The following is an 11,339-nucleotide window of genomic DNA, read 5'->3' as shown; positions in this document are numbered from 1 at the left end:
ACGGGCCAGATCACTCCATATTGCCGCGGAGTATTTTGCATCTAATGTTTGGCGGTACATGCGTAAGCCGTAATGACCTTCTTTAAATGCTGGTAGTGTAAAAAGCTGTTGTTCGTAAGTTTGACGAATCAAGTCTGCCGATTGTTTGTATTGGTTCTCTGAAGTATCAGCAAAAGCAGAATGCGATAGGGTCAGGCCAAGCATGAGTGTCAGAAGATAGCGGCGCATTAAATATCCCTAGTAAAATGATGAGTATACAATGGTAACAAACATTAGTGGCATCAATGTGAGAGGCGGGTCAGATGACAGCCGCGCACAAAAAGTGGCATTTGTTGATATAAATAGTGGCATGGAAAACTGCGCTTTTCTGCAAAAAATTACGGCCAATTGCGTCCAATAGAGGCCAATTACGTCCAGCGCATAACGGCAGGGTTAATCTTTACATAGAAAAACCCAGCTAAGGCTGGGTTTCTATTTCTATGCGAGTCCAGATAACCGAGGCCGCTCTCCGAAAGGATAATTGACACTCTCAGGATAATCACTCAGCAACTTTCTATCAGCTAGCAATTTTTGGCATTGTTCTTCTGTTCGAATTGGGGAAGTGCGATATTCCTCTGGATATCCTCGATCTTTTTCATATTGGTCAATCCGATTTAAAACTTGAGTAAGTTGCTCATCTCGCCAAAACTTCTCTTCTTGTTTCTTATAAGGTCGATGGCGCTCTATGTCATATGCCCAACCTTGATCTTCTAACCATGAATCAAACTGCTGATATTCGATAAGCGTATGAGTTACAGGCAGTTCGCCCTGCGCCTCGATTTCATAGTCGTGTTGAACTTCACTATCTCTATTTTTGGCATAAGCCATTTTTCCTCGATGATCGATGAGTTCAACCCATTCGTCATTTATAAGCTTTATTCCATATCCTTCTTTGAACTCAGGTGGGGGTTCCCATGAATGTCTCTCTGGTAAAACAAAGTTATAGTCAGAGACAAGAAACTCATTTCCCCATTCATCATAAAAAGGTCGGCCAATCAAGATTTCATAAATATGCCACTCTTCTTTCTTGTACAATACCGTATGAGTTTCTTTATCGTACTCAGGTGGGAAAATGTTAATCCCCCATTCAGGAAGTTCGTCATCCGGCTCTCCGATAGTAAATGCATGCCCATTAACATCCCAATAAGGCTCAAAAGTTTTATCTTTGATTTCTTCTGACCACGAGTTGTCATCACGGTCATATCGAGCAGTCATCCCTTCTTTTGATGGCGTGTAAATATTTTGAGTAAAATCAGAGCCAAGAGCAGTGCCTTTCACAACGTGTTCTGTTGTATTGCCTAGCCACCAACCTACTGCCGAAATGCGAGACACGTTAACTTTCTGGGATTTATTAAAAAAGCGAGTTGCTGTGCCCACTGGCTCATCAGAACTGATGTTATGCGAATAATTGTGAGTCATGGTTAAGCCATCCTTACTATCCAGTTAACTTTACGATGATTAATCGTATTTTTTGCTCCGCCGAATAAGGCGATCATAAGGGTATGAGCATGAGAGCCAATCGCTACTGTATGACTATGAGCGTGCGAAGTTGTGTTGGTCGTACCCGCATTTCTGCCTACGGGTTTATGAGTACCGTTACCGACATACTCACCATATGCAGAGTAGTTATAACGGTGTGAGTGTGTATCAGAACTGGTTGTTTTCGAGCCTAAATTAGTTGAACTTGCACTTGAACCTTCATGCCCATGCTGCTTCACTTGCCCTTCTTCATAAATGCCGACCTCCTCACCATCTTCTTTTCCAATAACTCCGCACCCACGCATATCCGGAATGACACCACTAGGAAAAACCTTAGCTAATTCAGTGAGCACATTCTTATCAAATGCTTGCCCTTTCCCTATAGCGAACCCCTCTGGTGCAATATCTGTAAACCACGGAATAAAAGCACCAACTGGAAATATTTTTGCCGCGAGCTTCAGCCATAGATTGCTCACAAGCTTATCGATGATGTGAGGTACGCTGAGAGAGTGAACCAATTTTTTTATCGTCAAAAATGAACTGTCGTTTTCACCTTCGTTAACTTGTTCATTCGTTGCAATACGAGCGATGCCTGCTTCATTTTCTGTTGCATGTGGGTAGATTGGGGCGTAATGGTTAAACTCACCATCTCAGTGTTTTCAAGTTCAATCATGCATTCAATCTCAAGCTGAATGAATTGACTGGTTGCTTCATCCGACACTAAGGTTTCAGGATAAGCTGCGTAAACGATTAGGTTGCCATCTTCGTCTCTAAGCCCAAACTCACGAATATGCTTACCAGCAAATCGACTTCGATTCACATAAACAATGGCATGGATGAAGTGTTCATGGACAGTACCTTCATGCAGCGCTTCTTGGCCAAGCTCATTGACTAGGCTATCAAAGCGCACATCCGGTGTAACGTAAGCTCCGTTACTATCCCCTAGGGACATTTGGGTTAAGTTAAGAGAGCGATGTTGCGCATAGGCGTCACGCAATAGCTGCTTACCCAATTCGGTCACAACCGCGTAATGTTTACTGTTTTGCGTCATGAATGATGTTCTCTATTTAGTCAATGATTGGGGCTGAGTGCGAATGCAGACACGTTGACGGCTGCGAACAGCGATAGGCAGATAGATTGCACCAATGGAGGGGCTATTCTTTACGGTCATCTTCCAGTGTTGCGAACCTCGCTTATTGCGCTCTACGCCATTTACAATATCGGTGTAATCCTTTTGCGTTAAACCTCTATTCTCGGTTTGGGTAAGGAAGATTGAAAACGTGCCATTAATGCCTTCGGGTATTTGATGCCATTCCAATACAGAGGCATCAAAGTTAAGCAGCGACATAGCTCGACTAATCGCCCAAGGTGTCCCTTTATACCGAAAGAGCAACAACGCTTCTTTCACCACCGCTCGTCTTTTTTCGATAGGCCAAGAGTCATCCCAAAACTCCGCACGCCATTGCCAGGCTAGCCAGGGCAAAAAAGAGTCATGAACCTGGTCTATATCGAGTATTTGAAGTTGACCTATGGCCTTTTTTAGTGACTGCAATTCTTCTTTGGTTAAGTCACTGATAGCTCTTTGTCTAAGGTTCGTTTTGAGTATTAGTGGTAGCATAATTCGTGTCTTTTCATTCATATGTAAAAGCTGTGAAGCCTTATTTCCTATGATACTCATGGCCCGATTTATTATTTTCATATGTACTCACAGCGGCTTATAGATGGCTATATTGCAGGCAGCAATATAGGAGATACTTTCATGCTAAATACCCAAGCTGATGCGCCACTCTTAAAAGGTGTTCAAATCATTGAGCGCTTTAATGTCTGTGTGTTTCGCCATCTCGTTCAAATTAATGGTGCTATCTACACAGGAGCGACAAGAACGCATGAAGCAAAAGTGCGCGATCGCATTAATGCTGAACGTTGGAGTAAAGAAGAGCTGGGTTTCGTGTGCGGAGATGGCATCATTGCTGGCGTTGCGAGTACCATTCTTGAATTCGGTACGATTGAAGGTAATACCGAACTCGATGCTGATGGTCGAGTCATAGGCCCTGTCACTCTGACTCAAAAAGCCACCTTAGCGCCAGATATGATTGTTGATAATTTTACGTATGACGACTTTCAAATATTGGCCATGCTCATGGGAAAGGAAGCGCCCTCACCAGAATCCGAACGCGAGAGCTCAAACAACTCATCAAATACGCCACCCATCGAAAAATTGGAGTTATGAGCTATCAGGAAGCCTTGGATTGCACCTGGGCTTCGCTGTTGTTTGCGTTGGAGATGATGAAGGATGAATAATAACTACGCGCTTAGTTTGGTGGTGGGGGTTAAAAACCAGTTCACGAAGGGGTCTAAAGATATTCAAGATGAATATAAGAAACTCAGTACGAGTCATAATAAGTTAAAGGCCAACCTTAATGATGTAAACGCTTATAAAAAAGCAGATGCCGCGTTAAAAGAACATCGTGACAGCCTCAATAAAATGGGTACGCCGACCGAAGAGGCGCAATTAAAACTCCAACATTTGACTCGAGAGCTTCGCCAGCAGTCTCGCGCTTTAAAACGTGCGGGAATCGATACCGACCAATTAGCGGAACATCACGAGAAGCTGCAAAAGCAACTGCGTAAAACCGCATCTGAAATGAACAATGTTAAACCACCTCAAATGCCCAGTGCAGAAACCTTAGCAGGGGCTGGTGTAGGCTTAGCAACAGGTGGGGCAATAGTCAGTAGCGGGCTAAATACGAACCAAGTTGAACGTCAGGCAGCGGCAGCAATTAGTGTCCAACCTGAACAAATCCAAGGGTGGCGTAACGCCTTAACGGAGATTGAAACTCAAACGGCAAGGCCCTATGAAGAGCTGGTTAACGCTCGAATTCAAGCGATGCAGTCGGGCTATGATGAACAAGCATCTTTAGAGCTAACTCAAACTTCAGCCCAATTGAGTAGCGCTTTTAAAAACCTCAACTGGCAACCGCAAGAAGTCATGTCGGCGCAAATGCGCCTAATGAAGTCCTTTGATATTTCTGCGCAAAAAGCGGCTGATTTGATAGCCATCACAGCTCAAAAGTCTGGTGACGATAAAGGCGACCTTCTCGATTCACTTTCAGAATACTCATCCACTTATGCAGGCCATGGTTTAAGTGTTGAGTCTGTCTTCGCTCAGTACATTGCTGGTCGTCAAGCGGGCACATGGAACTACGATAAAGTGGGTGATTCCATTAAAGAGATGTTGCAAGCACGAATGTCTGATCCTGACGAGTTTAAAAAATTGGTTGGCGATGGTAAAACGGCAGGCTCTGTAGATACTTTAATCAAAGACCAAGAGACGGCTGAGAGCTTTAAATCCGCACTCTTTGGCTTGCGTAATGCTATGCAGACAGGCGATGGTATTGACACTCAATATGGCCATGTAATGGGTTTGCTGAGTGATTTGTACAAGAGCGATAAAGGCGCAGCCCGCAATATCGCTGAGGGTGTGGGTGGGAATATTTTTGCTGAAGATATCGGTGAAAAAGGTATCCATGGCATTGCTCAAGCGGCCAACAATCCATTGGCGATTTTGGGGGACTATCAAGGGGCATTAAGTGAGGCTATCGACGTCGCGATTACACCAAGTCAAAAGCTTGTGGCTGAATTTATGGCGCTTGGCCGCGCCGTATCAACCGTTGTGGCCGATATAGAAAATTTAGCCAGTGGCGCATTAGGCTCACTTAGCGATGGTATCGCAAGCATCCGAGAAGAAGCCAATGAAAGCACATTAATATCAGGGGCACTGGCCGCATCCACATTAGCGGGTTTAGGCTACGGCTCTGCGCGTGGTTCAAAAATGGCAATGGGCATCTTTAAGAAATGGCGCGGCAGTGCGATCACCACACCGGATGTTGACTTACCTAACACAATGAAAGCCAGTAAGTTAGATACTCTCAAGCAAGGCGTCGGAGGAGCGTTTAAATCGGCGGGTAAATACATCAAACCACTCGCAATCGTTACCAGTGCAGTTCCTATGGCCATGGCGATTAAAGATGATGAGTATGGCGAGGCTGGCAAACTTGCAGGCTCTTTAGGGGGCGGCCTTGCTGGCATGAAGTTGGGAGCTATGGCTGGTGCACTTGGTGGCCCTATTGTCGCGGCAATAGGCGGAGTGGCAGGTGGCGCTATCGGGAGTATTTTGGGTGAAAAAGCGATATCGGAGCTACTCGACTATTTTTCGCCAAACACGAAAGCGGAAATAGAAAGTGTGACCGCCCAGGTTAGTGGTGCTGAAAAATTGCTCCCGTCATCCACCAGCGATGATAAGCCAATAGATGTCACCGTTAGCGTTCCTGTCACTATCGGTGATGGGGCCATCGTACCAACCGACTTTGAACTTCAATTAGTCAATGCGCTCAGAAAATCAACACCTGAGCTGACCTTGCAATTAAAGGAGACATTAAACAATCTAACTACTGTATAATTAACCAGTAGTTAGATTGAGGTGTACTCGAATGAAAACCATGCAATGCCCTAGATGCCGAAAAACACTGGGGTTTATTGACTACGGGCATGTTCAAATAAAATGCCCACGCTGCAAATTTATTAGTGACCAGAGAGCCAAGAGCTCCAACCCTGGAACAACTAATCATGAAAAACCTAACCCTCATCAATGATGATTGCTTACGCGCACTAAAAAACATCCCTGACAATTCGGTGGATTTAATCGTCACAGACCCACCTTACTTTCAGGTAAAGAAAGACGCATGGGATAACCAATGGCCCAACGTTGAAGCGTTTTTATCTTGGCTTGATGACGTGAATACGGAGCTTTGGCGCGTTCTTAAACCTTCCGGCACGCTTTACCTGTTTTGTGGCTCTAAGTTAGCCAGTGATACTGAACTTTTAATGCGCCAGCGTTTTAATGTGCTTAGTCATATTGTATGGGCGAAACCAAACGGCCCTTGGAGACGAATGCACAAAGAGGACTTGCGCACATTTTTTCCATCGACAGAACGCATCATCATGTGTGAACACTATGGTTCAGAAGGTTATGCCAAAGGAGCATCGAGTTACCATAAAAAATGCACCTCGTTAAAACAGGAAGTCTTTGCGCCCCTGATTAATTATTTCAAACACGCCAAAGAAACCGCAGGTATTACATCCAAACAAATTAATGCCGCCACAGGCACACAAATGGCCTCACATTGGTTTAGCGCTTCGCAATGGAAACTGCCTAATGAGGCGCAGTATCGCGCGCTACAAGCCTTGTTTAAGTCAGCTTTAACACCGCTAACACAATCATACTTACAACTAGAAAAGCAGCGCATAGAGCTTGGTACGCAGTATGGTGAGTTGGTAAAGAGTCATGATGAGCTTAAAGCGGAGTATGCTAGATTAAGGCGACCATTTACGGTCACGAAAGAAGTGCCGTATACCGATGTTTGGACATTTGCACCTGTTCAGTATTATCCAGGGAAACACCCTTGTGAAAAGCCAGCAGCATTACTTGAACATGTGATAAACAGTAGCAGTAGAGAGAACGAGGTAGTATTGGATTGCTTTATGGGCTCAGGCTCAACAGGTCGAGCTGTTCTTAAATTAAATCGCCAGTTCATCGGTATTGAAATGGATAGCGCTATCTTTAAACAAGCCGAGAGCTTTATCTCGAGATAATCATTTCAACACGCCTGGCTAATGTCAGGCGTTTCTATATCACGCTGTATTCTTGTGTGTAAGCCAAATCAGTACAAGCCAATTCACCTTGCTCGTTCTCGGCCAGTAAATGCTTGATTTGCATTTGAGCAACCACAAACTCAGCATGGTGTACCGAAGCATTATGTTGCGGTAAATCGAGCGTATCTAACAACGTCACAAGAGGCATCGGTTGTTGGTGTAAGTGTTTGAAAATCGCCAATGATAAAGACATAAAACCTCCTTCAAATTAGGTGGTCAGACACTAATTTGAAGGGGAATAGAAAGCCAGTTATTTAGAACGACAAATATAGATACTTGATATACATCACCATTTTTGTTGGCATGTAATTATGGAGAATGTAATGTATCTGAACGTAATTTAATGATTTTCTTGATTGTTTTCTTTTGTGGATGTGTTCGCTTTACTATCGGATTCTTTAGGAGCATTAATAACGCTTGCAGAGAGCTCTTGGAGTTTTTTTACGAAAACATCCCAGTTATACCCAGCGACACCGCCGATAGCTAAGTAACCAAGTGTTGCTGTTACTGTTGGCGCAGTAACGTCGGTAAGCACAGATTGGTTAGTAAGCACAACTAACCCACTTTGCAACATTGCAAAAATTAACAAACCTACAATTAGAGCTAAAATTGGGGCTAAGAAAAAACCTAAAAGGTGATCGCTATCAAAAGTTTTTTCAATTGCCATATAACGATGAAAAGAAGTAATACCAAGAATAGCGCAACCTAACAGAGCACCTAGCATGGTAAAAAATAAGCTTTGTACATGCGGTGGTAATGATGTTACAGACCATAATCCACTTATAGACGAAAACTGATTAACCCAACCATCGATCAGCAACCAGATGGCCATTGTTGTATAAATAAAAATGTAGGTAGGAACAATGAATGTACATAAAATTTTTGTTTTTCTTGTTGTGAATATATCGTTCAAAAGTTAAACCCTATAGACTGATTATTGTGACCCGCATTCAGATATGCAGCAGTATTTTTTTTTATTGGCTATACTTCATGTGTTAGTATTCGCTTAGTTTAATATTCAATGCATCTTCTATGAAGATCTTAGGTTGCGAAAGAATACTCAATGAGCGATATTAATATTCCATATCAATGGCCTAGTGACTTTCCTAATGGATTACCAGATAACCAAGATGTTGTCCCAGCGCATGGGCAAGCCTGCCGATTAGTTGATTGTACCCCACCTAATGACGATGACTTTAAACGTCATCGAGATGAAAAACCAGATTATCCATACAATACTGAAAGAAAACGCTTCTTGTCTTATGGCGTGTCATTTTGGGTATCAGTAGAGGCTGCTAAGCTAATTAAAGCAAAATATCCAGCCAAGGAGCAGTTCGGACTCAAAAAAATTGTATTAGGTGAATTAGTGCCAGAGCTAGGTGTGATACCTAGGAAAATTGCACGTGATGGGCACATTACTTTATGGAAGCAAATAGGAGCTGAACCTCATAACTATTTTAAGCATGAGGTGGAAGAATAATGAAAGTATTACCCTATGATACAGAATTAGGACGCTTACGGTTCTTTGAAATCTATGATGATTTTTTTGGCCCAAAATGTTTCTCCGTAAAGGATGAATTAGAACATCTTTATTTGGTTTACTGGAGTGGTGATTATGACAATGGTGCCTGTACTAAGTGGATCTACTTACCAATTACTCATTCTGCTTTAGATGCGTTATTGCGTGAGGAAAACACGGTACATCAAGCATTTGTTAATTCCAAACGATTAAAAGTCATGTCTGTTTATAACGATCGACCGACTAAATTCGAATCGATAAGTTGTTATGATTTAACAGCTGTCAATCTACCTCCCGAGTGCTTCTCATTTGATTCAGAGGAAATACAATTTATAGCTCCGGAATCAAAATGGGACTTCAATTTAAGGATTGCAAAAGAAACGAATAACAAGAAAACACCAACAGATTCAGTGATTTCAATTATCTTGGATGCATTTGGTGATATTGTTAGAGATTTAATGAAAGATGGTTCAAGAAACGAGCCTTCTCTTTTTCCATTAACAGCTGATTATGGTTCGTTCGATGTAAAATTAGGTACCAGTGATAAAGATAGAGCAAATGTTGCTATATCATTACTTGGTAGCTTATTGTCGGATGTTGACTCAATCGAAGATCAGCTAGCTAGAATTGAGCTAGATCCGTACCGTTTAAAAAATCTATTAGATATAGTCGAATTTCATCGTTTAGAACTAACTCTTAAGGCCAAGACATCTACATCGTTAGACAAACCTTTGGTTCTATCGGCAGCAAAGCTCCTCCCTGTTATAAAGACGTTACAAAAAATGACGTTAGTCATTATTGATTCCAATAAGATTCCGCAAGCAAATAAATTAGGAAGAGTAATTGAGGTCGTAAAAATACTTGCTAATAGAACAGAATTAACACATGAACAGTTAGAAGGCCTCACGACAAAAAGACAAGTTCAATATTACACGCATGCAGCGCAATGCTTAGGGTTACTACATAAAAACTTGAGTCTCACATCAGCTGGTGAAGTGCTTTTACAAAGAGAAAGTCAAGCTGCTCAATTCGAGTATCTAGCCAATAGATTTGAATCTAGTGACTTTGGTTGGGCTTGGATTAAGTGGGCGCAAGTTAAGAACCTTACAGAGTTAGATGAGAGTTCCGCTGAAGATTTCCTTAAAGAATGTGCCAAAGGCCTTCATCGTGGAACGATTAAGCGACGAGCAAGGGGGTTAGATGCTTGGGTTAAAACTTTAAAGAAATACTATCGGCAACATCAATAACCCGTGCAGTATATCTGCCGACTATAATTAATAAGCTTTCATAATGAAGGCTTATTAATTAATCCAATCTGATGTTTTTTTTCATCTTATAGATTAGTTCTTTTTTATTCATGGACCTAACAGACTGAATTACCTCATCAAACGCTCCTATACGTGTCACGCTGGCTAGATCTTTCTCTATCCATGAAACCAGGTAGATAACCGCTATTGCGTCACCATTTCTGAGTTGGTGAAGGCCATAGTACGCCTCATCTGTTTTCGCTAGATTCGCGATCTGCTCTTCTTTACCTTTGAGGTTATTGTTTTTGCTGACGACCTGCTTAACCTGGCTATCAGTGAGTCTCTTCGCTTGAGCGGCGGTGAAGGTGTTTTGAATTAGGCTTTTACTTTGCTTGAACGTTTGCTCGGTAATGTCATTTACTAATTTGTACTCTTTGGCTTTCTGCATTAATCCAGATGGAATGCGCTCGAGCGATTTAGTCGGGCTACTCTTAAATTGGTGCTCCTTTTGATAAGTCGGGTTCTTAGCCAGTGACTCACTGGTGATTGCTTGTGAGCGAGTTTTGTCCGATTGAGATAACGCATCAAACATTTCCTTCGCTATGGCCATCACAATCGCACGGCATTTATGATGATTGGGTGGATAATATTTCTCCCAAAACGAATCACCTTTGGGTTTGACGGTATTGTTGAGATGCTTACAAAGCTCGGTCGTACCATCGTCCAGAACCGACGAGTACATTAGGTACTCAACCACATCATTATGCTCCACCTGAGTCCAGCGGCCCGTGTTATAGGCACTCATCATGTTGTTGCGATAATGAAGCTCTAAGTAATAAGGATTGCTTTCGGTGATACCTGCGCGCTCAAGTAAGCCATCAATGTTTTGCATCACTTCAGATTTACTTTGCCCTTGCGCCAGAGCGTCGGTGTAATAACGCTTAACTCGCTGCATGCTCTCTTCACCCATCACTGAAGCAATCGTAAAAGCGCGCAACTTTAAGCTCGCTTCAAGTTGTTGGTAGGTTTTGTTATCCAGCGGTACTTGGCTTTTGAGATGGTCAATGGCTTCAGAAAACTCCACCATCACATCGTCGCTTGATAGGTTGATGTTTGTCTTTGTCGTATCAATGATGTGCTTTTGGCCATATAACCAGGCAAGCACCATACTGTCAGTAAATACTTGGGCAAACGTGTTGGTGTCTGAGGTTGGGATTGAGTTTTTAGTTAGCCGGCTTTTTATCAGTTCAGCGAGTTTTCTTGCCGTAAACAAAAGGGCTGAATCTTCCAGCCCTTTCATTTTGGTGACATTGCGCGTTTCTTGTTTGAGTAAGGCTTCTATA

At 42.6% G+C, this 11,339-nt stretch carries 13 protein-coding genes; 5 read left to right on the top strand and 8 right to left on the bottom strand.

Going from position 1 to position 11,339, the window contains the following annotated elements; translation table 11 throughout:
- From RH85_RS19155 to RH85_RS19135, 5 genes are all read right to left on the bottom strand, one after another.
- Nucleotides 1-228 (bottom strand): DUF3541 domain-containing protein (locus RH85_RS19155; protein WP_006714380.1); only part of this gene is annotated, 228 nt, incomplete at its 3' end.
- A gap of 249 nt (nt 229-477) precedes the next feature.
- Nucleotides 478-1,458, bottom strand: a complete 981-nt coding sequence (locus RH85_RS19150) for a hypothetical protein (RefSeq protein ID WP_006714378.1) — start codon at nt 1,456-1,458, stop codon at nt 478-480.
- Between the two features lie 2 nt (nt 1,459-1,460).
- Nucleotides 1,461-1,994 carry a phage tail protein gene (locus tag RH85_RS19145; protein WP_241210427.1) on the bottom strand — a complete coding sequence of 178 codons (534 nt, stop codon included), beginning with the start codon at nt 1,992-1,994 and terminating at the stop codon, nt 1,461-1,463.
- Nucleotides 1,995-2,047: 53 nt separating this feature from the next.
- Nucleotides 2,048-2,569 (bottom strand): phage tail-collar fiber domain-containing protein, encoded by a 522-nt coding sequence (locus tag RH85_RS19140; RefSeq protein WP_006714376.1) that lies wholly within the window; start codon nt 2,567-2,569, stop codon nt 2,048-2,050.
- Between the two features lie 12 nt (nt 2,570-2,581).
- Nucleotides 2,582-3,136, bottom strand: a complete 555-nt coding sequence (locus RH85_RS19135) for a phage tail protein I (RefSeq protein ID WP_277422404.1) — start codon at nt 3,134-3,136, stop codon at nt 2,582-2,584.
- A gap of 141 nt (nt 3,137-3,277) precedes the next feature.
- Here RH85_RS19135 and RH85_RS19130 point away from each other — a divergent pair, with 141 nt between their 5' ends.
- The 3 genes from RH85_RS19130 to RH85_RS19120 all read left to right on the top strand — a co-directional run bounded on the left by RH85_RS19130 (nt 3,278) and on the right by RH85_RS19120 (nt 7,170).
- Nucleotides 3,278-3,748: a hypothetical protein gene (locus tag RH85_RS19130; RefSeq protein WP_006714374.1), complete on the top strand. Its 471-nt coding sequence runs from the start codon at nt 3,278-3,280 to the stop codon at nt 3,746-3,748.
- 63 nt (nt 3,749-3,811) lie between these two features.
- A complete protein-coding gene (locus RH85_RS19125; protein ID WP_006714373.1) occupies nt 3,812-5,977 on the top strand; it encodes a phage tail tape measure protein in 2,166 nt (721 codons plus the stop codon).
- A 167-nt stretch (nt 5,978-6,144) separates the two neighbouring features.
- A complete protein-coding gene (locus RH85_RS19120) occupies nt 6,145-7,170 on the top strand; it encodes a DNA-methyltransferase (RefSeq protein ID WP_006714372.1) in 1,026 nt (341 codons plus the stop codon).
- A 34-nt stretch (nt 7,171-7,204) separates the two neighbouring features.
- Here RH85_RS19120 and RH85_RS19115 read toward each other — a convergent pair whose 3' ends face one another.
- Both RH85_RS19115 and RH85_RS19110 read right to left on the bottom strand, forming a co-directional pair.
- Complete coding sequence (locus RH85_RS19115; protein WP_006714371.1) at nt 7,205-7,423, bottom strand: hypothetical protein; 219 nt, start codon at nt 7,421-7,423, stop codon at nt 7,205-7,207.
- A gap of 147 nt (nt 7,424-7,570) precedes the next feature.
- On the bottom strand, nt 7,571-8,143 hold the full coding sequence (locus RH85_RS19110) for a hypothetical protein (RefSeq protein WP_138956502.1): 573 nt from the start codon (nt 8,141-8,143) through the stop codon (nt 7,571-7,573).
- A 150-nt stretch (nt 8,144-8,293) separates the two neighbouring features.
- Between RH85_RS19110 and RH85_RS19105 the strand changes: the two genes are divergently transcribed.
- On the top strand, nt 8,294-8,710 hold the full coding sequence (locus RH85_RS19105) for a hypothetical protein (RefSeq protein WP_006714369.1): 417 nt from the start codon (nt 8,294-8,296) through the stop codon (nt 8,708-8,710).
- A complete protein-coding gene (locus RH85_RS19100) occupies nt 8,710-9,996 on the top strand; it encodes a DUF6575 domain-containing protein (protein WP_006714368.1) in 1,287 nt (428 codons plus the stop codon). Before RH85_RS19105 ends, RH85_RS19100 begins: the two co-directional genes overlap by 1 nt.
- A 58-nt stretch (nt 9,997-10,054) precedes the next feature.
- Here RH85_RS19100 and RH85_RS19095 read toward each other — a convergent pair.
- On the bottom strand, nt 10,055-11,339 hold a 1,285-nt coding region (locus tag RH85_RS19095), incomplete at its 5' end, for a phage head morphogenesis protein (RefSeq protein WP_006714367.1).

Source organism: Vibrio ichthyoenteri ATCC 700023, assembly GCF_000222605.1.
Classification (GTDB): domain Bacteria; phylum Pseudomonadota; class Gammaproteobacteria; order Enterobacterales; family Vibrionaceae; genus Vibrio; species Vibrio ichthyoenteri.
The sequence above is the reverse complement of the archived record's forward strand: the minus strand, read 5'-3'. Positions and strand labels throughout refer to the sequence as shown.